The following is a 23,176-nucleotide window of genomic DNA, read 5'->3' as shown; positions in this document are numbered from 1 at the left end:
AGGATGGGCGCATGACCGCGCCGCTCTTCCTCGTCGACCCCGGTGACCTCGACGGGCTCGGGGTCGACGACGCCGTCGACCTCGTCGGGCCCGAGGCGCACCACGCCGCCACCGTCGTGCGGCTCGAGGTGGGGGAGGAGGTGCTCGTCGCCGACGGGCAGGGCGCGCGTGTGCTCACCGAGGCGGCCGAGGTCGGCCGCGACCTCGTGCGGCTGCGGGTGCGGCAGCGCGCCGACGAGCAGGAGCCCTCCCTTCGCCTGACGCTCGTGCAGGCACTGTCCAAGGACGGCCGCGACGAGGACGCCGTCGAGGCGGCCACCGAGCTCGGCGTCGACGGGGTCGTCCCCTGGCAGGCCGACCGCTCGATCGTGCGGTGGAAGGGACCGAAGGTCGACAAGGGCCTGCGCAAGTGGGCCAACGTGATCGAGCGCGCCGCCAAGCAGTCCCGGCGCGGTCGGTGGCCGCGGCTGGACGAGCTGGTGACGAGCCAGGGGCTCGCCGAGCGGTTCGCCGGGGCGACCCCCTTCGTCCTCCACGAGGACGCCACGACCCCGCTGGCCACCGCCGACCTGCCCACCGAAGGGGAGGTCCTCCTGGTCGTCGGTCCCGAGGGTGGGATCTCGCCGCAGGAGCTGGAGCGCTTCGTGGCCGCCGGCGGTGTCCCGGTCCGCCTCGGCACCCAGGTGCTGCGGGCCTCGACGGCCGGTCCGGCGGCCGTCTCCGTGCTCAGCGCACGGGATCGGTGGCGCTGAGGGGAGTGCTCCCCATGTCACGATCCACGAATGGTGCCTAGGCTCGGGGGTCGAGACAGGACCATCGAGCAGGAGGGCCACGGATGAGCGTGCAGGAGGGCATGGACGTCGAGCGCGTCCGGCAGATCGCGAGCGATCTGCTGCGCAACGGCGAGACGCTGAGCAACATCGGCAGCCAGGGGCGCGGTCAGCTGTCCGTCCTGTCGGGTGCGTGGGAGGGTCCGGATCTCGAGAGCTTCAGCGGCTCGTGGGGAGGTGCGGAGAAGTCCCTCGCCGCGGCCAGCCAGACGGTGCAGGCGCTGGGCAAGGGCCTGCAGCAGCAGGCGTCCGACCAGGACCAGGCCTCTCAGGGCGGGGGAGGTGCACCCGGTGGCGGGGGCCAGCCCGGTGGCCCGGGAGGGTCGGGTGCCCCCGGAGGCGGCGGAGGGGACGACGGCTTCGGGTTCGACGACCTGGCCGCGCTCGGCCCGCTGGGGTCGGGTATCGCAGCACTGGTGACCAAGGGCCCGCGCCTGCTCGCCGCCCTCACCGGCAACACCTTCAAGATGTACCAGGCACTGATGCCGGAGGCTCGCCTGCAGAGCATGCTCGGTGCGACGGCGAGTCAGATGGACGATCTCTTCCGCGGCACGATCCCGGCCAAGATCAGCTCCAAGCTGGGTGGCCTGCTGCGGGCGACCGGGCCGACCCTCGGCAAGGTCCTCGGGCCGCTGGGCGTCATCACCGGCGGCATCGACCTCGTGCAGGGCATCCGCGAGGGTGACTACCTGAGGGCAGCGGGCGGCGGTCTGGGAGCCCTGAGCGGTGGCCTGGCCACGGCGGCGGCCTTCGGTGTCGCGCTGGGCCCGGTGGGGATCGGCGTCATGGCCGTGGCCGGCATCGCCGCTGCGGGCATCGCGATCTACCAGAACTGGGATGCCATCTCGGGGGCGCTCTCCGACGCAGGCGGCGCCATCGTCGACGGCGCCAAGGCCGTCGGTGGGGCGATCGCGGACGGCGCCGGTGCGGTGGCCGACGGAGCCAAGGCAGTTGCCGACGGCGTTGGTAGTGTCCTGTCCGACCCTGTCGGCGCCATCGGAGGCCTGTTCTAAGTGCCTGAGCTCAAGACACCCGGAATCATCGACTCACCCGCAGCGGAGCAGGCAGCCGCGCAGGCGCTCGCGGCGCTGGGCGGCGACGCGCGACTCACCCTCGGTGCGCTGCCCGACGAGGCCATGGTGGCGCTCGTCGGCGATGCACAGCTCGCGGGCCCTCTCGGTGAGTGGTACCGCGGCCTGTCGCCCGAGGACAAGCAGCTCGCCCAGTCGGCCGCTCTGCGGACCCTGACGACCTTCGACGCTTTTGCGCTCGTGGCCGAGCGCGAGGACGGCGACAACGAGTACGAGGTGGCCGAGTCCCTCCTGGCCGCTCTGCACCTGCGACGCGTCGACGCCTCGCTCGTCGCGCAGCGGATGACCGAGGACGGCCAGTCGTGGCTGAGCTATCGGCCCGCCGGCGACGGCGTGCTCCTGCGAGAGGTCGTGAGCCCGCAGGGGTACCACGCCTTCGTGCTGACCCGGTCCGATGCCGACGAGATGGCCGAGTTCCTGCGCTTTCTCGGGGTCTCCGAGACTTCTGCCTCGAGTGGCGAGCCCCGCTCCGTCGGGGAGTCGGACCTGGCGAGTGGTGAGCGGCTGGACTTCCTCGCGGGGATCACCCACGTGACGACCTTGGCGCGGCAGCTGGGCGAGGCGGGTGACCTCAAGGTCGTCCACGCCTCTCCGTCGGAGCTCTACGTGGCCGAGCCCGGGGCAGATTCCGTGACCTACACGCCCGTGGCCCAGTCGGCCGTCATCGACCTGTGGACGCAGTGGAGCGAGGGCGCCGCGTCGTGACCGGACCGGCTGCTCCCCACGTGCGACCTCTCTTCCACCACGACGGCAGCCCAGCGGCCCAGGCGCACCTCGAGCAGCTCGTCGCCGCGGCGCAGGCCGACCCCGGTCGCGAGCTGGCGACCTTCCGTGCCCGCCCCACCGCGGGCTTCCTCACGGCACTCGTCCTGCCCTTCGTCCTCGTCGCGGTTCTCGCGGCCGTGATCGCGCCCGACCCCGCCATCGCGGTGGTCCCGCTGGCGATCGGCCTCGGTGCTGCGGCGATCTTCGTCGTCGCCGGGGCGTTGGACCGCATCAGGGTCCACGAGCGGGCCCTGGTCCTGGGCTTCCGGGGCCAGACAGCGATCCCGCTGGAGACCATCGACCCGGGGCGGGTCTACGTGTCCCGAGCGCTCTTCCTCACCCGGAATGTGGCGGCTCCTGCGGGCGCGACGCGCGGCACCGCCGGGCCCATGGTCGTGGTCAACGGATGGCAGCGATCGATGCTGTCGGCCAACGTGGCGGGAGCACCGGACCCCGGCCGATCGGTCTTCGGCTGGTACCTGCTGGGGGCGCGCAACCGCCGCGCCTTCCTCGCGGCGCTGGAGCAGGCGATGCTTGGGCAGGGCCTGACGGCCGCGACCGGTCTGGCCCAGGACGTCCTGGCCCACCGCGCGATCACCCCGACGTGGAGCGTGGCCCACCCCCCGCTCGTGGCCCCGCGGTCGACCACCGATCCGCCTCTGGGAGTGGGACCGCGCTCGCGCCCGTAGAATCGGGAGCACGATGCCTCCATCAGACCACCCCGACCTGCGCGCCCTCGACGCGATCTCCGACGACCCGCGGGCGGCCGCGTCCGGCCCGGCGCCCCGGGTCCAGCAGACGATCGTCCTGCCCGACAACATCCCGATGGTCAGCCTGCTCGGCCCGACCGACGAGCTGCTGCGGACCATGGAGAGGGCCTTCCCGCGCACCGAGATCCTCGTCCGAGGCAATGAGTTCCGTCTCCACGGGCCGGCCGGCGACCTCGAGGTCCTCGACCGGCTGCTCGACGAGCTGCTCGAAATCCTCGAGGCCGGGCAGCCGCTCAACAAGGATGCCGTCGAGCGCTCGATCACCATGCTGCGCGGTCAGACCCGCGAGCGCCCCGCCGACGTGCTGACGACCAACATCGTCTCCAACCGCGGGCGCACGATCCGCCCCAAGACGCTCGGCCAGAAGCACTACGTCGACGCCATCGGCGACAACACCGTCGTCTTCGGCATCGGGCCCGCCGGCACCGGCAAGACCTACCTCGCGATGGCCAAGGCGGTCGCCGCCCTGCAGGCCAAGCAGGTCAACCGGATCATCCTCACCCGCCCGGCCGTCGAGGCGGGGGAAAAGCTCGGCTTCCTGCCCGGGACGCTCAACGACAAGATCGACCCCTACCTGCGACCGCTCTACGACGCGCTGCACGACATGATCGACCCCGAGTCGATCCCGCGGCTCATGGCCGCCGGCACCATCGAGGTCGCGCCCCTGGCCTTCATGCGCGGGCGCACGCTCAACGACTCCTTCATCATCCTCGACGAGGCGCAGAACACCTCGCCCGAGCAGATGAAGATGTTCCTCACCCGCCTGGGCTTCGGCTCCAAGATGGTCGTCACCGGCGACACCAGTCAGGTCGACCTGCCCGGCGGCATCGAGTCCGGCCTCAAGGTGGTCCAGCGGATCCTCACCGACGTCGACGGTGTGCACTTCGCCCACCTCGACGCCGCCGACGTGGTGCGCCACCGACTCGTCGGCGAGATCGTGAGCGCCTACGACCGATACGACGCGACGAAGGGAGCCGGCCGATGAGCATCGACGTGCTCAACGAGACCGACCACGTCGTCGACGAGGCCGAGTTCGTCGAGATCAGCCGCTACGTGCTCGCGCAGATGCGCGTGCACCCGCAGGCAGAGTTGTGCATCCGCTTCGTCGACGAGGCGACGATGACGGTGCTGCACGAGCAGTGGATGGACCTCGCCGGCCCGACCGACGTCATGAGCTTCCCCATGGACGAGCTGCGACCGGGGCGCGAGGGGGAGGCCCCGCTCGAGGGCGTCCTCGGAGACATCGTGCTGTGCCCCTCGGTCGCCGAACGCCAGGCCGCGACGGCCGGGCACGCCCCGATCGAGGAGATGCTGCTGCTCACCACGCACGGCATCCTCCACCTGCTCGGCTACGACCACGCCGAGCCCGAGGAGGAGCGTGAGATGTTCGAGCTGCAGCGCCAGCTCCTGCTCACCTTCCTCGCCGGGCGGGGCCGGGAGAGCGGCGCGTGACGACGCTGATCATCGGCGCGGTCGTCTCGATCGTCGCCGCCTTCGTCCTCACACTCGTCGACGCGGCGATCGGATCCGCCTCCCGGGTGGCCGCCGACGAGGCCGAGGCGGAGGGTCGCCGCGGGGCCAGCGCGCTGCGGACGATCCTCGCCGACAGCGCCGGTCCGATCTCCGTGCTGGCCTTCCTCCGGGCGATCGCCGAGGCGACCGCGGCGGTGCTCATCACACTCGTCGTCGTGGAGCAGGCCGAGCGCACCTGGGTGGCCCTGCTCATCTCCGCCGCCATCATGGTCGTCGTGACCTTCGTGCTCGTCGGGGTCTCCCCGCGGACCCTCGGGCGGCAGCACAGCACCGCGATCGCCCTGGCGTCCGCCCCCTTCGTCGTCGGGGTCCGGCGGGTCCTCGGGCCGGTGGCGCGGCTGCTCGTCACCTTCGGCAATGCCGTGACGCCGGGGCGCGGCTACCGCGACGGGCCCTTCCGCTCCGAGGCCGAGCTGCGTGACCTGCTCGACCTCGCGGGGGAGTCGTCGATCATCGAGGACGATGAGCGCGACATGCTCCACTCCGTCTTCGAGCTGGGCGACACCCTGGCGCGCGAGGTCATGGTGCCCCGCACCGACATGATCACCATCGAGTCGGACAAGCCGGCGCGCAAGGCGCTCAATCTCTTCATCCGGTCCGGCTTCTCGCGGGTGCCGGTCGTGGGGGAGTCCAGCGATGACATCGTCGGCCTGCTCTACCTCAAGGACGTCGTGCGACGCCTGCTCGCCGACGAGGAGGGACGCGACCTGCCCGTCGCGGACTTCATGCGGCCGGCCCCCTTCGTCCCCGAGAGCAAGCCCGTCGACCAGCTGCTGCGCGACATGCAGCGCGACCAGATCCACGCGGCGATCGTCGTCGACGAATACGGCGGCACGGCCGGCCTGGTGACGATCGAGGACATCCTCGAGGAGATCGTCGGCGAGATCACCGACGAGTACGACCGCGAGGGGCCGGGCATCGAGGAGCTCGACGACGGACGCACGCGGGTGCCCGCGGGGTTGCACGTCGACGACCTCGCCGAGCACTTCGGCGTGACGATCGACGAGGAGGAGGTCGACACCGTCGGTGGCCTCATCGGCAAGATCTCCGGGCGCGTCCCCATCGTCGGGGCCCACTGCGAGGTCGCCGGCCTCTCCCTCACGGCTGAGAAGATGTCCGGACGACAGCACCGCATCGCGACGGTCATCGTCGAGCGGGTCGAGCCCGTCGACATCCGGCAGAGCGAGCACGAGGAGATCGGGGCATGACGATGGACGAGACGCAGACCGAGTGGCGCGCCGGGTTCGCCTGCCTCGTCGGCCGGCCCAATGCCGGCAAGTCGACCCTGACCAATGCCCTCGTCGGCGACAAGGTCGCGATCACCTCGAGCAAGCCGCAGACGACGCGGCACACGATCCGCGGCATCGTCACACGCGACCACCAGCAGGTCGTGCTCGTCGACACCCCCGGCCTCCACAAGCCCCGCACCCTGCTGGGGGAGCGGCTCAACGACCTCGTACGCGAGACTCTCCTCGAGGTCGACGTCATCGGCTTCTGCCTGCCGGCCGACCAGAAGATCGGTCCGGGCGACACCTTCATCGCCAAGGACCTCGCGGAGCTGCAGCGGGCCAAGCGCGTGCCCGTCGTCGCGATCGCGACCAAGAGCGACGCCGTCGACCGCGACCGGCTGGCCGAGCACCTCATCGCCATCGACCAGTTGGGCGACTGGGCCGCGATCGTGCCCTGCTCCGCGGTGCGCGGCGACCAGGTCGACGACGTGCTGCGCGTCCTGGCCGAGCACCTGCCGCCGTCGCCGGCGCCGCTCTACCCCGAGGACCAGCTGAGCGACGAGGACGACGAGCGGATGATCGCCGAGCTCGTCCGCGAGGCGGCCCTCGAGGGGGTGCGCGACGAGCTGCCGCACAGCCTGGCCGTCGTCGTCGAGGAGATCGTCCCGCGCGAGGGGCGCCCGGCCGACGACCCGATGCTCGACGTGCGGGTCAACGTCTACGTCGAGCGTGACAGCCAGAAGGCGATCATCATCGGACGAGGCGGGTCACGGCTGCGCGAGGTCGGCACGACGGCGCGGGCGGGCATCGAAAGGCTGCTCGACCACAAGGTCTTCCTCGACCTGCACGTCAAGGTGGCCAAGGACTGGCAGCGCGACCCCAAGCAGCTGCAGCGTCTGGGCTTCTGACCGGGTCGGATCACCCGACCCCAGGTCACGAGTCGGTCACGACCATTTGGGCGGCCGTGCGCCCGTGGGTCAAAGTGGGTGGTTGGCAGCATGCTGCCCAGAGACCGCCACCAACTCGATTTCGGGAGGAGTGGCCCCGGAGGCCTTGTCCACCGGGCCATACATAACGTGACAGACACCGCGCAACCACCAGCCTCTGGCAAGAACGCCCCGCCGCGTGACACCCGCCGGGTGGACCACCCGGCTCTCGAGCCGCGGATCATCCGCAAGCAGGACAAGCTCGGGATCGACTGGATCGTCTTCGGCATCACCGCCGTGCTGTCCCTCGCCTTCGTGCTCTGGGGCGTCATCAGCACCTCGTCGCTGTCCGATGCCTCGGCCAGCGGCCTGGACTGGGTCGTGACCAACACGGGCTGGCTCTTCGCCCTCGCGTCCACCGGCTTCGTCTTCTTCGTCATCTGGCTCGCGGCGAGCAAGTACGGCAACATCCCGCTCGGCGCCGACGGCGAGGAGCCGGAGTTCCGCACCATCTCGTGGATCGCGATGATGTTCTCCGCCGGCATGGGCATCGGCCTGATGTTCTGGGGTGCGGCCGAGCCGCTGGCCCACTACATCACCCCGCCGCCCGGCACCGGTGAGGCGGGCAACGACAGCTCGACCCGCACCGCGATGGCGACCACGCTCTTCCACTGGACCCTGCATCCGTGGGCGATCTACACGGTGGCCGGTCTGGCCATCGGTTACGGCGTCTTCCGCAAGGGCCGCGGCCTGACGATCAGCGCGGTCTTCGAGCCGCTCATCGGCAAGCGCCAGGTCAACGGCCCGGTGGGCAAGGTCATCGACATCTTCGCGATCTTCGCCACGCTCTTCGGCTCGGCGACCTCGCTGGGCCTGGGCGCCCTGCAGATCGCCTCCGGTGCCAAGATCGTCGGCTGGGCCGACGACGTGACCAACACGGTGCTCGTGCTGATCATCGTGGTGCTGACCATCTGCTTCATCTTCTCCGCCGTGTCCGGCGTCGAGAAGGGCATCCAGTGGCTGTCCAACACCAACATGGTGCTGGCCTTCGTCCTGGCGCTCTTCGTCTTCGTCCTCGGCCCGACGATCTTCATCCTCAACCTCGTCCCGACCTCGCTCGGCACCTACCTCCACCACCTCATGGAGTACTCCGCGCGCACCAACGCGCAGGGCGAGCACGGCATCAAGTCGTGGCTGTCCGGATGGACGATCTTCTACTGGGCCTGGTGGGTCAGCTGGACCCCCTTCGTCGGCATGTTCATCGCCCGCATCTCCCGCGGCCGCACCATCCGTGAGTTCGTCACCGGCGTCCTGCTCGTCCCGAGCACGGTGAGCCTCATCTGGTTCGCGATCTTCGGTGGCGCCGCCATCAAGGCGCAGGAGATGGGCGCGACGCTCGACAAGTTCGGCGACGGCGAGGAGAGCACACTCTTCGCGCTCCTCGACTCGATGCCCTGGGCGGGGGTCACCTCGATCCTCGTCATGGTCCTCGTGGCGATCTTCTTCGTCTCGGGTGCCGACGCGGCCTCGATCGTCATGGGCTCGCTGAGCGAGCGCGGCACGCTCGAGCCCAACAAGTTCACGGTCGTCTTCTGGGGTGTCGCCACGGGTGCTGCCGCGGCGATCATGCTCACGATCGGCGGCGAGGACTCGCTGACCGGTCTGCAGCAGATCACGATCATCGCGGCCCTGCCCTTCGTGCTGATCATGATCGGCATGGCGGTCGCACTGGTCAAGGACCTGCAGACCGACCCGATGGCGGTGCGCCGCGCCTACGCCCGCGAGGCCCTCAAGCAGGCCGTCGTCGCGGGGGTCAAGGAGCACGGCGACGACTTCGTCCTGTCGATCGACCATGCCGAGCCCGGCGCGGGCATCGACCGCGACAAGGTCGTGCCGGTCGTCGCCAACGGTGGCTCCTCGACGACCACCGAGCAGGGCGACACGGACACGCGGACGGACGACACGCCGACCGCCTGACGTGCTCCACCGCGTCCGGGGCCTGAACACGATGTGGGTGTTCAGGCCCCGACGCCTATCCTTGGCCCATGCACATCGGAGTCTTTGGAGCCACCGGCCAGGTCGGACAGGTCATGCGCACGCTGCTCGAGGAGCGGGACTTCCCCGTCACCTCGATCCGCTACTTCGCCTCTGCTCGGTCCGCCGGGTCGACCCTGCCGTGGAAGGGCGAGGAGGTGACCGTCGAGGACACCGCGACCGCCGACTTCTCCGGTCTCGACATAGCGCTGTTTTCCAACGGCGGGTCCACGAGCAAGGAGTGGGCGCCCAAGGTCGCGGCCGCCGGCGCCACCGTGGTCGACAACTCGAGCGCCTGGCGCAAGGACCCCGAGGTCCCGCTCGTCGTCTCCGAGGTCAACTCGGGCGACCTCGACGACCTGCCCAAGGGCATCATCGCCAACCCCAACTGCACGACCATGGCCGCGATGCCGGTGCTCAAGCCGCTGCACGACGAGGCGGGCCTGGTCGCCCTTCGCGTCGCCACCTACCAGGCCGTCTCCGGCTCCGGCGGCGCCGGCCTGACCGAGCTCGACAGCCAGCTGCGCGGCGGCTACGCCTCTGGTGACCCCAAGGACCTCGCCCGCGACGGTGGCGCCCTGACGCTGCCGGCCCCGCAGGTCTACGAGGTGCCCGTCGGCTTCAACGTCGTCGCGATCGCCGGGTCCGTCCAGGACGACGGCACCCTCGAGACCGACGAGGAGCAGAAGCTGCGCAACGAGTCGCGCAAGATCCTGCACATCCCCGACCTGCGCGTCTCCGGCACCTGCGTGCGCGTGCCCGTCTTCAGCGGCCACTCGCTGGCGATCCACGCCGAGTTCGAGCGCGAGATCAGCCCTGAGCGCGCGACCGAGATCCTCGAGTCGGCCGACGGCGTCGTCGTGACGGCCGTGCCCAACCCCCTCGAGGCCACCGGCAAGGACGAGGTCTTCGTCGGTCGCATCCGCGCTGACCAGTCGGTCGCGGACGGCAAGGGCCTGACGCTCTTCGTCGTCGGCGACAACCTGCGCAAGGGCGCCGCCCTCAACGCCGTGCAGATCGCCGAGGCGATCGTCGCGCGCAAGGGCTGACGGCGCCTCGTCCCACCCGTCACCCGATTCTCGGGTCACCCGATGAACCCCGGCTTCGCAAGGGTTTGGTACTCCTGCGAAGCTGGGGTTTCTCTTGCTCAGCGCGAAGGGAGGACCGCTCGGGCCGTCGTCGCGTCGAGGTGGCGGACGTAGAAGTCCTCGTGCGCGGAGGCCGCCGCGGCCCAGGTGTAGCCGGCCGCCAGCTCCCGCCCGGACTCGGCGTGGCCAGAGGGGTCGGACAGCGCAGCGTCGAGCGCCGCCGCCAGACCGTCGACGTCGCTGCCGTAGCGCACGGTGTCCCCGAAGACCTCCTGCAGCACCGGCAGGTCACGGGCGACGACAGGGACCCCGGCGGCGAGTGCTTCCATCGCCGCGAGTCCGAACCCCTCCTTCGTCGAGGGGAAGCCGAGCACCTGTGCGCCGGCGACGAGTGCTGGCAGCTCGTCGTCCTCGACCGGCCCCAGCACGAGCGGGCTGACGCCGAGCTCGCGGGCGCGGGCGTCACATCGGGCGCGGTAGTCGCGGTAGTCGAAGAGCGTCTCCCCACCACCGATGACGAGCTGCAGATCGCGGCGGTCGAGCCGGGCGAAGGCCTCGATCAGGTCGATCGTGCCCTTGCGTGGCTCGATGCCACCGAGCGCCAGGACGTAGCCGCCCAGCTGGGCGGTCCAGGCGTCGCGGGCGGGCGCACCCGCGGGGCCGGCAGCGCGGGCGAACCGGCCCGCGTCGACCCCGTTGGGAATCACCGCCGCGCGGTAGCCGTAGGCGGCCTCGACCTCGTCGGCAACCGCCCGCGAGACGCAGATGCGCGCGGCCGGGGCGTGGATGGCGCGCTCGTGGCAGGAGACCAGACGAGGTGTCGTGAAGGCGTCCAGGTGGTGGATGGTGCGGATGGGCGCGACGCCGGCGTCGAGCACGGCATTGGCCGAGATGCAGTCCTGCGCGTGCACGACGTCCGCGCCGGTGTCGAAGGCCGCGGCCAGAGCCGCGATGGACCGCTCGATGCGGTCACCGACGCTCTCGTCCTCGCGGGAGACGAAGGGGACGACCCGCACCTGCACGCGCGGGTCGAGGTCCCGAAAGAAGGCGCGGTCACCGCCCCGTCCCAGGGTCCAGATCTCGATGTCGTGCCCGCGGGCCGCGAGTGCCTCTGACAGGGCGAGCGTGTGGACGACCCCGCCACGGGGCTTGGTGGAGTAGGTGAGCTGGGCGATACGCATGGGTGGTCCGATCGTGCGCCGCCGGTGACGGTCAGGCGCTGGTGGTGGTGAGTCGGTAGGCGTGCTCCACCCGCTGGTGGATGTGGTCGAGGGAGCGGCGGGCCCGCGCCACGGCAGTGCTGACATCGGCCCCGGCGACGGCCAGTCCCCCCTTCGCCCAGGTCTTGGCGACTATCTCGCCGGCGGGGTCGACGACCTTGGCCTGACCGAGAAAGCGCAGGCCCCCGAGCACCCCGGTCTGGTTCGACGACACGAGGTACACCTGGTTCTCGGCGGCCCGGGCGCAGTCGTAGAGGTCGAAGAGGTGGGCCTGGCGGTCGTTGCGGATCCGGTCCGACCGGTCTGTGACGCTGGCGGGCCACGCGCTGAGGCAGGTCACCACCTCGGCGCCGTCGAGGGCCAGCGTGCGGGCGGCCTCGGGGAAGGTCTTGTCGAAGTCGATGAGCATGCCGATCCGTCCGACCGGGGTGTCGAAGGCCCGGAAACTGTCGCCGGAGCGATAGGCCTCGGCCTCGCCGAGCGGTAGGTGCACCTTGCGGTGCACGCCGAGCAGGCCGTCGCCGCTCACGCAGGCCGCGGTGTTGAAGCGCACCTCCTCGCCGTCGACGACGGCGCGCTCCGTGAGGCCGAAGCAGACCGTCATCCCGCCCGCCAGCGACACGACGGCGGCGACCTCGGGCCCGTCGAGCGCGATGGCCGGAGGCAGGTCGGCCCCCGTACCTCCCGGATGCCTCAGATCGCCGAGGTAACCGCCGATCGTGGCATCCGGGAGGACGAGCAGATCGACGCCGCGCTCGCGGGCCTGCTGGACGATGCCGGACAGCTTGGTGAGGGTGCGCTCGACGTCGCGTCCGAAGTGTGCGGCCACGGCCGCCATCGTCACGGTGCTCATCGGCCCAGACTAGGGACGTGTCAGGCCGCGCGGGCGGCCGCGCCCTCGGCGACGAGCGATGCCACGTGCTCCGCGTCGCGGGCGATCGCGTGGAACCGCCCGGAGCCCCATGTGTGGAGCCACGGCAAACCGAGGAAGTGGAAACCGGGCACGGACGTGGCACCGCGCTCGTGCCTCGGGTGGCCGTCCTCGTCGAGGACGCGGAGCTCGCCGAGCCAGCCCCAGTCCGCCCGGAAGCCGACGGCCCAGACGATGCTGCCGATGTCGCGGAGGTCCAGGCTGCTGCCCCCGGGCCGTGGTTGCCACACGGGGGCGTGGCGTGCCTCCACCGGGGCGTCGATCCCTTCCCGCTCGATGTACCGGTCGATGTCGTCCTTGATGGACTCGGCGACCGAGTCGGCGTGGTCGAGGTTGCTCGCCAGGGAGTCGTCGAAGTGGACTGCCCCGTCGACGACCGCGAGCGCCCGGCCGTGCAACGTCATGCCGCCGACGGCGAACTGCCGCAGATCGATGTCGCGGCCGCCGTCGCGCCCCGTGACGTAGTGGTTGGTGGACTCCCGCTTGGTGAGGCCGCGCGTCGTGACCGGCACGTCGTACAGGCCCATCTCGGCGAGCCAGGTCATGCAGTCCCTGCCCCGGTAGAACCGGGCGACACGGGGTGCCCGGCCCACGGCGAGGTGCACGTTGCGGCCCTCGATGTGCAGGTCTTCGGCGATCTGGGTGCCCGACTGCCCGGTGCCGACGACGAGCACCGGCCCCTCCGGGAGCTGGCGCGCGTTGCGGTACTCGTGCGAGTGCACATGCGTGACCGACGCCGGGACGTCCTTCGCCCAGTCGGGCACCACGGGCTCGTGGTACCCACCGGTGGCGGAGGTGACGGTGTCGGCGGTGATCACCCCGGCCGAGGTGACGACGGTGAAGCCGCCCTCCGGCCGCTGCTCGACCCGGACGACCTCGACGCCCTGCGCGACGGGAGCGTCGAAGGTGTCGGCATACGCCCGCACCCAGGCGTGGACCTCGTCGCGCGTCATGAACCCGTCGGGGTCCGGGCCGTCGTACGCGTATCCCGGGAGCCGGCAGTGCCAGTTCGGCGTGACGAGCGTGAAGGCGTCCCACCGGCCGTCGCGCCACTCGTGGGCGACCTCGTCACGCTCGATGACGATGTGCCGGATGTCCCTCTCGACGAGGTGGTGGCTGAGCGAGAGGCCGGCCTGCCCGCCTCCCACGATGACGGCGTCGAAGTGGTCACCTGCGACGACTGGGGTCGGGATCATGATCCGGTCCTCTCGAGCTGCGGTTCCATGGTGAGTACCTCGACCTCGGCCGTGGGGTGGATGTCGGCCGGGTAGTGGGCGGCCGTGGCCGCGATCGTCTGCTGCGACTGCATGGCCGAGGTGCAGGCCATGCCGTACTTCGCGCGCACGCGCTCGCTGGCCTCGCCCAAGGCCGCGCCCGTCCGGGCGACGAAGTCCGCAAGCGGGTACCGGGCACCCGCCTCGAGGTGGTCGTGCATCACCAGGCTGGGGGAGTAGTGCGAGGTCTCGGCGCCGTCCGGCCAGCGCACGGAGAAGGTCATCTCAGGCATGGGCGAGCTCCCGCCACCGGTCGACGTGCGGCGCCGAGACCGCGGCCACCGGGCCGTACACGTGCGGGCACCGGTCGCGCAGGTGGAACATCCCGGCACGCATGGTCCGGAAGGTCGCGTCGACGTCGATCTCCGCGATCGCCAGCCCGGTCCCGAGCAGGGTGGTGGCGAGGATGTTGCCGCCCGGGTCGACGACCTTGGCGTTGCCGACGTAGCGCAGCGAGCCGAAGGTGCCGGACTGGTTCGACGCCATCCAGAAGACCTGGTTGTCCAGGGCACGCGCGATGTCGAACTGGTTGAACCGGTAGGTCCAGCGGTCCTCCTGCAGGTTGTCCGCCGTCGCGGTCCGGGCGGCGGGCCACGCGGACATGCTCACGACGATCTCGGCACCGTCGAGGGCGAGCATGCGGGCGGCCTCGGGGAAGGCCTTGTCGTAGCAGATCTGCATGCCGACGCGGCCGACCGGGGTGTCGAACGCGCGGTAGCTGTCACCCGCGGAGTAGGACATGTTCTCGCCGAGCGGCTGGTGCACCTTGCGGTAGGAGCCGTAGATCGTGCTGCCGTCGAGACACACCGCGGCGTTGTAGCGGGTGCTCCCGTCGTCGGCGAGCTCGCAGAAGCCGATCGTCAGCACGATGTCACCCGCGAGCTCCTGCACGCGTCGGATCTCCGGTCCGTCCAGCCGGATCGCCGGCGGCAGGGACCTGCTGGTCGTCTGCAGGGTGTCCCCGTGGTTGCCGAGCGACGAGAGGTAGCCGCCGATCGCGGCCTCGGGGAAGGCGACGAAGGAGACCCCCTCGGCGCGGGCGTCGTCGAGCAGCTGGGCGATGAGGGCGTAGTTCTGCTCCAGGTCCCGGGTGAAGTTCGCGGACACGGACGCGACTTTGATGGTCATCGCAGGCCTCAGAGGTTGTAGGTGGAGTTGATGATGGCGCCCTTGCGGGCGTAGTGGATGAGGGCGTCCTGCACGTCCAGGGGGTGCGCGGGGATGACGCCCTCGATGAGGTCCTCCTCGCGGATGCCGTGGAGCGCGAGCCCGAAGCGACAGCAGTAGACCGTGCCGCCCTCCTTGATGAAGGTCTCGAGCGAGTCGTTCATGTTGAGCTCACCCGGGAAGCCCGAGTCACCCGAGGTCGGGAACCCTCGGTTCGCGGTGGCCGCCAGGGTGCCCGGTCCGTAGAGGTAGATCGCGGACTCGAAGCCCTTGCGCAGGGCGCGGGTGGCCTGGAGGACGGCGACGAAGCTCACCGACGACTCGTGCGGGATCCCGTGGATGAGGGTGAAGTAGCTCTCCCCGTCCTCGGCCTGATAGTCGGGGAAGATCTTCGTCGAGCCGTACACGTTGCTGCCCTTGGGCAGGGCGGGGTGGGGGATCTCGCCGAGCGACTTGGCGATGTTGTCGGCGATCTGGGCGTCGATGTCGTTGGTCACGGTGGTGCCTTTCGTGGGGGTGCGGTGGGTGGTCAACCGGGCAGGAGCCCGGTGGCTGTGGGACCGACGGCGTCGGTCTCGACGCCGTCCGGCCAGAGGAGGCGCACGCCGGGCTCGGCGGTGGCGGTGCCGATGCGCGCGGTCCGCGCGATCGGGGAGGTCATCCGCCCCTGCCCGGGGCGGTCGGCGGTGAGCATGGCGAAGCCGGGGAAGCAGGTGAGCCAGTCGCCGAAGGGGACGCCGTCCGGTGCGGGGATCGAGTCCGGTTCGAGGGTTGTCCCGATCGCCGACGCCTCGGCGAGCATCGCGGCCGTGCCGACGATGCCGGCCATGCTGACGTCCTTGGCCGCTGCGGGACGAGCACCCGCGACGAGCGACCCCAGTGCGCGCAGGTCGGCGCCGGTGCGGGTGGAGGTGCTGTCCCACTGACGGCCCTCGAATCCGGGACGCCAGCGACCGTGCAGGTCGACGGTGAGCGAGATGTCGTCCCCACGGCGCGCGCCACCACCTGGGACCGGGGCGTCCGTCCGGCCGAGGGCGGTGACGGTGAGCGCGGAGGGCACACCGATCTGGGTGTGGCCGCCCAGGACGGGCACACCCCACGCCTGTGCGGCGCTGCGGATGCCACCGACGACGCGCCGGGCGATCTCGGGGGAGGGGGCGCCGATCGCGTCGAGGAGGCCGACCGGCGAGGCGCCCATCGCGGCGAGGTCGTTGACGTTGACGAGCACGGCGCACCAGCCAGCCCACTCGGGGTCCCGGTCGACGAGGGCCGGGAGGATCGCGTCGCAGGCGGCGACGACGTCGGTGCCGGGGACAGGGGCTCCGTCGTCGCCGAGGAACTCGGCCCCGCCGAGGGCGAACGGGCTGTCCTGCCGCAGGTCGCCGACGAGAGAGCCCAGCTCGCTCTTGGTGGACGCCACGAGGTCGCGGATCCGGGTGATGGGCCAGCGCATCCGCACGTGCGGCGTGCCCTGGATGCGCGTCGCCCCCCAGGCCGTCCACCCGAGTCTGCGGAAGAGGACCTCGTTGGGCTCCTGAACGGTCGCCTCGAAGCGCAACACGCCCATGCGCAACGCGGTGGCGCAGGCCTCGCGGACGAGGGCGGGCCCGATGCCACCGGACTGGCGAGCGTCCCGACGGACCACGAGCCGGCTGCCCGTCCACCAGCCGATGTCGCGCCCCGGGGTGGCGGGGGCCAGCCTGACGCCGCCGAGCACTCGGCCGTCCGCGCCGCGGGCGACGAGGACGATCGTGCGCGGGTCGTCGTCGAGATCGTCGTGGTCGACGTCGAGGACGCGTTGCTCGGCGACGAAGACCTCGCGGCGCAGGGCCCGGTAGTCCGCCGTCTCGCGCGGGTCGGCACGGCCGATGGTCCAGGCTCCCGTGTCGGGGGCCACCGTCGGCCCCATGAGCGAGGGGATCTCGAGCCGCATCAGGCACCTGCCGTCTGCAGGGCGCTGCAGGCGCCGCAGGCGGCGCACCCGGCTCGCTGGTCGGCGCCGCGCATCCCGGCGTCCCGCAGCAGTGTCGCCACGCGGGCCGTGACGTCGTTGACGACCTGTCGGTCGGGGGCCGGGACGTGGTCGACGTCGGTCGCGAGGGTCCCAGCGAGCGGGCGGAAGGGGACGACGAAGGGGTAGACGCCGATGTCGACGAGCTCCCGTGCGCCGTCGACGAGCTCGTCCGGGTCCTCCCCGAGCCCGACGAGCAGGTAGGTCGAGACCTGGTTCCGGCCGAAGACCCGCACCGCCTCCCGCCAGGCCGTGCGGTACTCGGCCATGGTCACGCGTGACTTGCCCGGCATCCAGCGGGACCGTACGGCGTCGTCCATCGACTCGACGTGGATGCCGATGGATCGGGCGCCGGCGTCGTAGAGGTCGGTGATCGCCTGCAGGTCCGCGGGTGGCTCGCACTGGACCTGGATCTCCAGCGAGGGCACCGCGTCCTTGACCGCCCGGACGCATCGGGCGAGGTGCTTGGCGCCGCGGTCCCACCCGTTCGACGTCCCGGTGGTCATCACCATGCTCGTCACGCCGTCGAGGCGGACCGCCGCCTCGGCGACCTCGGCGAGCATCGCCGGGGTCTTGACGGCGATCGTCGAGCCGGCGTCGAGGGAGGCCTCGATCGCGCAGAAGCGACACCGCTCGCTCTCCGCATACCGCACGCACGTCTGCACGACGGTGGTGGCGAGCACGTTGGTTCCGTGGAGCTTGGCGATCTTGTCGTAGGCGACGCCGTCCGCCGTCGACAGGTCGTAGAAGCGGGGGCGGGCGACGGGGGAGATGTCGAGGCCCAGGTCCGCGCCGTCAAGCGTCAGACGGCCGGCCGGATCGACGACGTAGGGGCTGCTGCTGTCGAGCCGGAGTGCGGCTCCGAGGCCATCGATGGCAAAATGTCCGTCATCGCTCGGGCCCGCACCGCCCGTACGGCGGACCGATGCGTCGCTACGGACGCCGAGGATCGCGATGTCGACACGAGTGGAGACGCGGTCGGGGTTCGGTGTCGGGTTCGGGGCCATGCGGCAAGTACACGGGCGGCCCGTTTCGGAGTGGTTTCACTCGGAATGCAGGACTGTTTCCGGGTGAAACGATCGTGTTTCGTCCGCATGGTGACCGCCGTCATGACCGTCCGGGGTGAGGGGTAGGGTGCTGGGCATGCGGACGGACCTCCTCCTTCTCTGCCGCGGCGAGGCCTGACAGACGGCCACCTCGTCGCGGAGTTCGTGGTGCCGGCCAGCCCCCACCCCACGTGACGAAGGACAGAGCATGATCCACCCCCAGCAGCCCACCGCGATGCCGGTGCGCAAGTACGTCCCCTTCCAGGATCAGATTGCCGTCGAGCTGCCCGACCGGACCTGGCCCGACCAGGTCATGACGCAGGCCCCGCGCTGGTGCGCGGTCGACCTGCGCGACGGCAACCAGGCCCTCATCGACCCGATGGACGCCGAGCGCAAGCTGCAGATGTTCCAGCTGCTCGTGAGGATGGGCTACAAGGAGATCGAGGTCGGCTTCCCCAGCGCGAGCGAGACCGACTACAACTTCTGCCGCCAGCTCATCGACGGCGGCCACATCCCCGACGACGTGACCATCCAGGTGCTCACGCAGTGCCGGGACCACCTCATCGAAAAGACCTTCGACGCCATCGCCGGCAGCAAGACCGCGATCGTCCACTTCTACAACTCGACGTCGGTCCTGCAGCGCCGCGTGGTCTTCAACTCCGACCAGGACGGCATCGTCGACATCGCCCTGCAGGGTGCGCGGCTGTGCAAGAAGCTCGAGGAGACGATCCCCGACACCGACGTCTACTACCAGTACTCACCGGAGTCGTACACGGGCACCGAGCTCGACTTCGCGGCGCGCATCTGCAACGAGGTCATCGACGTCATCGACCCGACGCCGGACCACAAGATGATCATCAACCTGCCGGCGACGGTGGAGATGGCCACGCCCAACGTCTACGCCGACTCGATCGAGTGGATGAGCCGCAACCTCGAGCGTCGCGAGTCGGTCGTGCTGTCGCTCCACCCGCACAACGACCGTGGCGAGGGCGTGGCTGCCGCCGAGCTGGGCTATCTCGCCGGCGCCGACCGCATCGAAGGCTGCCTCTTCGGCAACGGCGAGCGCACCGGCAACGTCGACCTGGTGACCTTGGGGATGAACCTCTTCAGCCAGGGCATCGACCCACAGGTCGACTTCTCGCAGATGGACGAGATCCGTCGCACCGTCGAGCACTGCACCCAGCTGCCGGTCCACCCGCGTCACCCGTGGGGTGGCGACCTTGTCTACACGGCCTTCTCGGGCTCGCACCAGGATGCGATCAAGAAGGGCTTCGAGGACATGGAGGTGCGGGCCAAGGAGGCCGGCACCGACGTCAACGGCATCGACTGGGGCGTGCCCTACCTGCCCATCGACCCGCACGACATCGGCCGCTCCTACGAGGCCGTCGTCCGAGTCAACTCCCAGTCCGGCAAGGGCGGCGTCGCCTACCTGCTGAAGTCCGAGCACGGCCTCGACCTGCCGCGTCGATTGCAGATGGAGTTCTCCGCGGTCGTCCAGCACAAGACCGACAGCGACGGTGGCGAGATGAGCGGCCTGGCCCTGTGGCAGGTCTTCAACGACGAGTACCTGCACAGCGAGGACAAGGACGGCTGGGGTCGCTTCCAGCCGGTGCGCTCCACGCTCACCGGTGAGGACTCCGGCCTGGACCGCATCGAGGGGCACATCCTCGACGCCGGCCAGGAGGTCGAGATCTCCGGCAGCGGCAACGGCCCGATCGCGGCCTTCCTCGACGCCCTCGCCCCGCTGGGTGTCGACGTGCGGGTCCTCGACTACGCCGAGCACGCCCTGTCGGCCGGTGGCGACGCCCGCGCGGCTGCCTACGTCGAGTGCGCCGTCGGTGACCGCGTCCTGTGGGGCGTCGGCCTGCACGACTCGATCGTCAAGGCCTCGCTGCGCGCGATCCTCTCGGCGGTCAACCGCGCGGAGCGGGACATGGTCGCTCAGGCCTGAGGCGCTGTCAGCGCACCCCGGCCACGCGGAACTGGATGGACACCCTGGGCCCGACCCGGGCGCTCGTCTTGGGCACGGCGTGGTCCCAGGTGCGCTGGCAGGCGCCGCCCATGACGACGAGGTCGCCGTGACCGAGCGAGACCCGTTGCGAGACACCGCCATCGCGAGGGCGCAGGCACAGGTGCCTCGCCGAGCCGAGCGAGACGATGGCGATCATCGTGTCCTGCTCGCGGCTGCGGCCGATGCGGTCGCCGTGCCAGGCCACGGAGTCCTGGCCGTCGCGGTAGAGGCACAGCCCGGCGGTGACGAAGGGTTCACCCAGCTCCGTCGCGTAGTGCGCCGAGAGCTGCTCACGCATGTCGGTCAGCAGCGGGTGGGGAAGGCTCTCGCCTGCGGCGTAGAAGCAGGTCAGACGAGGGACGTCGACGACCGAGTCGTACATCCGACGGCGCTCGGCCCGCCACGGGACGTCGTGGAGCAGGGCGTCGAGGACCTCGTCGCTGCCGCACGCCCAGCCTGGCAGCAGGTCGACCCACGCCGTGCCGTCGAGGTAGCGCCGATGGCGCCGCCCGAGATCACCGAGCGTGGGGGAGTCGGCGGTGTCGAAGAGCGAGGACTGGAGCGCCTGCATGTTTAGACCATAGCAGTGGGTCGAACAACTGTTCGACAGGTCGTGCGGGCGCGGCGTGGGGTCGGCGCGCTGTCAGGGCGAAGGGAGACAATGGAGCCATGCCCCTCTACCGCGACTCCGGAGTCGTGCTGCGCACCCACAAGCTGGGTGAGGCCGACCGGATCATCACCGTGCTCACACGGGGCCGGGGCAAGATTCGCACGGTGGCCAAGGGGGTGCGCCGCACCAAGTCCAAGTTCGGCGCCCGCCTCGAGCCGGGCATGCACGTCGACCTCCAGTGCTACGAGGGCCGCAACCTCGACACCGTGACGCAGGCCGAGTCGCTCGACCCGTGGGGCGACCAGATCGCGCGCGACTACTCGCGCTGGACCGCAGGCACGGCGATCCTCGAGACGGCTGACCGCCTCAGCGAGGAGCACGAGCCCTCGGTGCAGCAGTACCTCCTGCTCGCCGGAGCCCTGCGGACCCTGGCCCAGGGCGACCACGCCGCCGAGCTCGTCCTCGACGCCTACCTCCTGCGGGCGCTGGCCGTCGCGGGGTGGGCACCGAGCTTCCACGACTGCGCCCAGTGCGGCGAGCCGGGGCCGCACCGCGCCTTCCACGTCGCCCACGGCGGGGTCCTGTGCCGCAGCTGTCGGGTCCCGGGCTCGTCGGCCCCCGCGACCGAGACCCTCGAGCTCCTCGCTGCGCTGCTCGTCGGTGACTGGGTCGTCGCCGACGCCTCCGACCCACGCCATCGACGTGAGGGGTCCGGCCTGACCGCCGCCTACCTCCAGTGGCACCTCGAGCGCGGGGTGCTCTCCCTTCGTCACGTCGACCGCACGACCAGCCACCCCACCCCATCGCAGAGGACCGGATGAGCCGCTACGAGACCCCCTTCGCCCACCCGAGCGGAGCGACGCCGCCGCCGGTGCCCGCCGACCTGGTCCCCGGGCACGTCGCGATCGTCATGGACGGCAACGGCCGCTGGGCCAACCAGCGCGGCCTGCCGCGGACCAAGGGGCACGAGGCCGGCGAGGGTGCGCTGCTCGACGTCGTCGCCGGCGCGCTCGACATCGGCGTCAAGCACCTGTCGACCTATGCCTTCTCGACGGAAAACTGGCGGCGCTCGCCCGAGGAGGTCCGCTTCCTCATGGGCTTCAACCGCGACGTCATCCGGCGCCGCCGCGACCAGCTGCACGCGTGGGGCGTGCGCATGCGCTGGGTCGGCCGCCGGCCGCGGCTGTGGAGCTCGGTCATCAAGGAGCTCGAGATCGCCCAGGAGATGACCCGCGACAACGACGCGATGACGCTGTACTTCTGCGTCAACTACGGCGGCCGCGCCGAGATCGTCGACGGGGTGCGGCGCATCGCCGACGACGTGAAGGCCGGCCGGCTCAAGGGCTCGGGCATCGACGAGCGCACCATCGCGCGCTACCTCACCGAGCCGACGATGCCCGACGTCGACCTCTTCCTGCGCAGCTCGGGGGAGCAGCGCACGAGCAACTTCCTGCTGTGGCAGTCGGCCTACGCCGAGATGGTCTTCCAGGACACCCTGTGGCCCGACTACGACCGCCGCCACCTGTGGGAGGCCATCGAGACGTATGCCCGGCGCGAGCGCCGGTACGGCGGAGCGGTGGACGCCCCCACCCCGGGGATCGTCTGAGCGTCACCTACGCTGGCGAGACCGTGCACCGACGCACGGTGAGCCGTCACGGAGAGGTCGCACATGTGTCGAGTCCTTGCCTACATCGGGCCGGAGACCCCGCTGGAGAGCCTGCTGCTCACGCCGGACAACAGCCTGATCAACCAGGCGCTCGACCCGGAGCGTCACCCCGAGCTGCAGCTCGCGGGGTGGGGCTTCGGCGCGTGGGGTGACCACCTGCTCAAGCCCGACGAGCCACTCATCTACCGCCGGCCGATGGCGGCCTTCTACGACGACAATGCCGCAAGTATCATCCCCAGCCTCCAGGCCAACACCCTCCTCGCGCACGTGCGGGCGGCGGCCTACGACTCCCAGGTCGTCCTGGCCGACGAGAACTGCCACCCCTTCTTCTTCGAGGGCGCGCCGTGGCTCGTCGCGCAGAACGGCTACCTGCCCGGCTGGCAGATCCTGCAGCGCGAGCTGCTGCAGCACTGCACGGACGAGTACCTCCAGCAGATGCGCGGCACGACCGACACCGAGTTCCTCGCCGTGCTCCTGCTGTCCTTGCTGGAGGGTGAGAGCGACGAGGACGTCCAGCGTGCCGTCGAGCGACTGGTCCGACTCGTGGCCGATGCCATGGAGACCCTGCAGCTCCCGGGCCTGACCAAGCTCAAGATGGCCCTGGTCTCGCCGGGACGCATCATCGGGATCAACTGGGGTCTCGGGCACCACGGCGAGGTGGACCCGCCGGGAGACTGGCGCGAGCTGCGCAAGGCTCCCGCAGGCAGCGACGACTTCGACCTCGGGATGCTCCTCGAGCCGATGTACCTGCTGCTGGGACGCAACTTCGAGCAGGCTGAGGGGACCTACGGCTTCGAGGAGTGCACCGAGGAGGACGCCACCGCGGCCGTCTTCGCCTCCGAGCCCCTCACCGAGGACGGCGAGGGCTGGCTGCCGCTGGAGTACGGCTCGATGATGTTCCTCGCCAAGCAGGAGGACGGCCGCATCACCCGGTCGGTCCGCGGGCTCGCCCTGCCCGCCGCGCCGTAGCCGGA

Annotated in this window: 23 protein-coding genes; 14 read left to right on the top strand and 9 right to left on the bottom strand. The window is 70.8% G+C overall.

Translation table 11 applies throughout. The features are described 5' to 3' along the window. Positions 1-11: 11 nt before the first annotated feature. The 10 genes from B9B60_RS09950 (at position 12) to B9B60_RS09905 (ending at position 10,227) form a co-directional block, all read left to right on the top strand. Positions 12-752 (top strand): 16S rRNA (uracil(1498)-N(3))-methyltransferase, encoded by a 741-nt coding sequence (locus B9B60_RS09950; protein ID WP_084451260.1) that lies wholly within the window; start codon positions 12-14, stop codon positions 750-752. A gap of 83 nt (positions 753-835) precedes the next feature. Then, a complete protein-coding gene (locus B9B60_RS17325; protein ID WP_072624911.1) occupies positions 836-1,843 on the top strand; it encodes a hypothetical protein in 1,008 nt (335 codons plus the stop codon). Beyond that, positions 1,844-2,626 carry a hypothetical protein gene (locus tag B9B60_RS09940; RefSeq protein ID WP_072624910.1) on the top strand — a complete coding sequence of 261 codons (783 nt, stop codon included), beginning with the start codon at positions 1,844-1,846 and terminating at the stop codon, positions 2,624-2,626. A gap of 20 nt (positions 2,627-2,646) precedes the next feature. After that, a complete protein-coding gene (locus B9B60_RS09935) occupies positions 2,647-3,375 on the top strand; it encodes a hypothetical protein (protein ID WP_143445531.1) in 729 nt (242 codons plus the stop codon). Positions 3,376-3,388: 13 nt separating this feature from the next. Further along, complete coding sequence (locus tag B9B60_RS09930; protein WP_072624908.1) at positions 3,389-4,441, top strand: PhoH family protein; 1,053 nt, start codon at positions 3,389-3,391, stop codon at positions 4,439-4,441. Further along, the gene (ybeY, locus tag B9B60_RS09925; protein ID WP_072624907.1) at positions 4,438-4,908 is read left to right on the top strand and encodes an rRNA maturation RNase YbeY; all 471 of its coding nucleotides are present in this window, start codon (positions 4,438-4,440) and stop codon (positions 4,906-4,908) included. The genes B9B60_RS09930 and ybeY overlap by 4 nt, the downstream gene beginning before the upstream one ends. Then, positions 4,905-6,197: a hemolysin family protein gene (locus B9B60_RS09920; protein WP_084451258.1), complete on the top strand. Its 1,293-nt coding sequence runs from the start codon at positions 4,905-4,907 to the stop codon at positions 6,195-6,197. Before ybeY ends, B9B60_RS09920 begins: the two co-directional genes overlap by 4 nt. After that, positions 6,194-7,126 carry a GTPase Era gene (gene era, locus B9B60_RS09915; protein ID WP_072624905.1) on the top strand — a complete coding sequence of 311 codons (933 nt, stop codon included), beginning with the start codon at positions 6,194-6,196 and terminating at the stop codon, positions 7,124-7,126. The genes B9B60_RS09920 and era overlap by 4 nt, the downstream gene beginning before the upstream one ends. A gap of 231 nt (positions 7,127-7,357) precedes the next feature. Then, positions 7,358-9,121, top strand: a complete 1,764-nt coding sequence (locus tag B9B60_RS09910; protein ID WP_072624904.1) for a BCCT family transporter — start codon at positions 7,358-7,360, stop codon at positions 9,119-9,121. Between the two features lie 68 nt (positions 9,122-9,189). Further along, on the top strand, positions 9,190-10,227 hold the full coding sequence (locus B9B60_RS09905) for an aspartate-semialdehyde dehydrogenase (protein WP_072624903.1): 1,038 nt from the start codon (positions 9,190-9,192) through the stop codon (positions 10,225-10,227). 98 nt (positions 10,228-10,325) lie between these two features. Here the strand turns inward: B9B60_RS09905 and B9B60_RS09900 are convergent, their stop codons facing one another. Genes B9B60_RS09900 through B9B60_RS09865 form a run of 8 tightly spaced genes read right to left on the bottom strand, consistent with a single transcriptional unit; the run spans position 10,326 to position 17,876 of the window. Next, on the bottom strand, positions 10,326-11,447 hold the full coding sequence (locus tag B9B60_RS09900; RefSeq protein WP_084451257.1) for an MSMEG_0565 family glycosyltransferase: 1,122 nt from the start codon (positions 11,445-11,447) through the stop codon (positions 10,326-10,328). A 31-nt stretch (positions 11,448-11,478) separates the two neighbouring features. Further along, on the bottom strand, positions 11,479-12,339 hold the full coding sequence (locus B9B60_RS09895) for a carbon-nitrogen hydrolase family protein (protein WP_084451256.1): 861 nt from the start codon (positions 12,337-12,339) through the stop codon (positions 11,479-11,481). Between the two features lie 20 nt (positions 12,340-12,359). After that, complete coding sequence (locus B9B60_RS09890) at positions 12,360-13,613, bottom strand: MSMEG_0569 family flavin-dependent oxidoreductase (protein WP_084451255.1); 1,254 nt, start codon at positions 13,611-13,613, stop codon at positions 12,360-12,362. After that, positions 13,610-13,924 carry an MSMEG_0570 family nitrogen starvation response protein gene (locus B9B60_RS09885; RefSeq protein WP_084451254.1) on the bottom strand — a complete coding sequence of 105 codons (315 nt, stop codon included), beginning with the start codon at positions 13,922-13,924 and terminating at the stop codon, positions 13,610-13,612. Before B9B60_RS09885 ends, B9B60_RS09890 begins: the two co-directional genes overlap by 4 nt. Further along, complete coding sequence (locus tag B9B60_RS09880; RefSeq protein WP_200811207.1) at positions 13,917-14,798, bottom strand: carbon-nitrogen hydrolase family protein; 882 nt, start codon at positions 14,796-14,798, stop codon at positions 13,917-13,919. Before B9B60_RS09880 ends, B9B60_RS09885 begins: the two co-directional genes overlap by 8 nt. A 29-nt stretch (positions 14,799-14,827) precedes the next feature. Next, entirely contained in the window at positions 14,828-15,355 is a 528-nt protein-coding gene (locus B9B60_RS09875) for an MSMEG_0572/Sll0783 family nitrogen starvation response protein (protein ID WP_007926309.1), read from the bottom strand. A gap of 32 nt (positions 15,356-15,387) precedes the next feature. Then, positions 15,388-16,791: an MSMEG_0567/sll0787 family protein gene (locus B9B60_RS09870; protein ID WP_084451343.1), complete on the bottom strand. Its 1,404-nt coding sequence runs from the start codon at positions 16,789-16,791 to the stop codon at positions 15,388-15,390. Further along, on the bottom strand, positions 16,791-17,876 hold the full coding sequence (locus B9B60_RS09865; RefSeq protein WP_084451252.1) for an MSMEG_0568 family radical SAM protein: 1,086 nt from the start codon (positions 17,874-17,876) through the stop codon (positions 16,791-16,793). The genes B9B60_RS09870 and B9B60_RS09865 overlap by 1 nt, the downstream gene beginning before the upstream one ends. Positions 17,877-18,123: 247 nt before the next feature. Here B9B60_RS09865 and leuA point away from each other — a divergent pair, with 247 nt between their 5' ends. After that, the gene (gene leuA / locus B9B60_RS09860) at positions 18,124-19,866 is read left to right on the top strand and encodes a 2-isopropylmalate synthase (RefSeq protein ID WP_084451251.1); all 1,743 of its coding nucleotides are present in this window, start codon (positions 18,124-18,126) and stop codon (positions 19,864-19,866) included. 7 nt (positions 19,867-19,873) lie between these two features. Here leuA and B9B60_RS09855 read toward each other — a convergent pair whose 3' ends face one another. Next, positions 19,874-20,497 (bottom strand): alpha-ketoglutarate-dependent dioxygenase AlkB, encoded by a 624-nt coding sequence (locus B9B60_RS09855; protein WP_084451250.1) that lies wholly within the window; start codon positions 20,495-20,497, stop codon positions 19,874-19,876. A gap of 98 nt (positions 20,498-20,595) precedes the next feature. Here B9B60_RS09855 and recO point away from each other — a divergent pair, with 98 nt between their 5' ends. From recO to B9B60_RS09840, 3 genes are all read left to right on the top strand, one after another. Next, positions 20,596-21,357 carry a DNA repair protein RecO gene (recO, locus tag B9B60_RS09850; RefSeq protein WP_084451249.1) on the top strand — a complete coding sequence of 254 codons (762 nt, stop codon included), beginning with the start codon at positions 20,596-20,598 and terminating at the stop codon, positions 21,355-21,357. Next, the gene (locus tag B9B60_RS09845) at positions 21,354-22,142 is read left to right on the top strand and encodes an isoprenyl transferase (protein WP_072624892.1); all 789 of its coding nucleotides are present in this window, start codon (positions 21,354-21,356) and stop codon (positions 22,140-22,142) included. Before recO ends, B9B60_RS09845 begins: the two co-directional genes overlap by 4 nt. Positions 22,143-22,205: 63 nt before the next feature. After that, positions 22,206-23,171, top strand: coding sequence for a class II glutamine amidotransferase (locus tag B9B60_RS09840; protein ID WP_084451248.1), 966 nt, complete (start codon positions 22,206-22,208; stop codon positions 23,169-23,171). Positions 23,172-23,176 lie beyond the last annotated feature (5 nt).

It is taken from the genome of Janibacter indicus, assembly GCF_900176385.1.
GTDB lineage: Bacteria > Actinomycetota > Actinomycetes > Actinomycetales > Dermatophilaceae > Janibacter > Janibacter indicus.
Note: the sequence above shows the minus strand (reverse complement) of the source record. Positions and strands in the feature narration are given on the sequence as shown.

Excerpts from the sequence above, each read along its gene's own strand:
- B9B60_RS09930 (WP_072624908.1), top strand. The coding sequence starts at position 3,389 with ATGCCTCCATCAGACCACCCCGACCTGCGCGCCCTCGACGCGATCTCC.
- leuA (WP_084451251.1), top strand. The coding sequence starts at position 18,124 with ATGATCCACCCCCAGCAGCCCACCGCGATGCCGGTGCGCAAGTACGTC.
- B9B60_RS09870 (WP_084451343.1), bottom strand. The coding sequence starts at position 16,791 with ATGCGGCTCGAGATCCCCTCGCTCATGGGGCCGACGGTGGCCCCCGAC.
- B9B60_RS09905 (WP_072624903.1), top strand. The coding sequence starts at position 9,190 with ATGCACATCGGAGTCTTTGGAGCCACCGGCCAGGTCGGACAGGTCATG.
- recO (WP_084451249.1), top strand. The coding sequence starts at position 20,596 with ATGCCCCTCTACCGCGACTCCGGAGTCGTGCTGCGCACCCACAAGCTG.
- ybeY (WP_072624907.1), top strand. The coding sequence starts at position 4,438 with ATGAGCATCGACGTGCTCAACGAGACCGACCACGTCGTCGACGAGGCC.
- B9B60_RS09900 (WP_084451257.1), bottom strand. The coding sequence starts at position 11,447 with ATGCGTATCGCCCAGCTCACCTACTCCACCAAGCCCCGTGGCGGGGTC.
- B9B60_RS09855 (WP_084451250.1), bottom strand. The coding sequence starts at position 20,497 with ATGCAGGCGCTCCAGTCCTCGCTCTTCGACACCGCCGACTCCCCCACG.
- B9B60_RS09890 (WP_084451255.1), bottom strand. The coding sequence starts at position 13,613 with ATGATCCCGACCCCAGTCGTCGCAGGTGACCACTTCGACGCCGTCATC.
- B9B60_RS09895 (WP_084451256.1), bottom strand. The coding sequence starts at position 12,339 with ATGAGCACCGTGACGATGGCGGCCGTGGCCGCACACTTCGGACGCGAC.
- era (WP_072624905.1), top strand. The coding sequence starts at position 6,194 with ATGACGATGGACGAGACGCAGACCGAGTGGCGCGCCGGGTTCGCCTGC.
- B9B60_RS09885 (WP_084451254.1), bottom strand. The coding sequence starts at position 13,924 with ATGCCTGAGATGACCTTCTCCGTGCGCTGGCCGGACGGCGCCGAGACC.
- B9B60_RS09865 (WP_084451252.1), bottom strand. The coding sequence starts at position 17,876 with ATGGCCCCGAACCCGACACCGAACCCCGACCGCGTCTCCACTCGTGTC.
- B9B60_RS09950 (WP_084451260.1), top strand. The coding sequence starts at position 12 with ATGACCGCGCCGCTCTTCCTCGTCGACCCCGGTGACCTCGACGGGCTC.
- B9B60_RS09845 (WP_072624892.1), top strand. The coding sequence starts at position 21,354 with ATGAGCCGCTACGAGACCCCCTTCGCCCACCCGAGCGGAGCGACGCCG.
- B9B60_RS17325 (WP_072624911.1), top strand. The coding sequence starts at position 836 with ATGAGCGTGCAGGAGGGCATGGACGTCGAGCGCGTCCGGCAGATCGCG.
- B9B60_RS09840 (WP_084451248.1), top strand. The coding sequence starts at position 22,206 with ATGTGTCGAGTCCTTGCCTACATCGGGCCGGAGACCCCGCTGGAGAGC.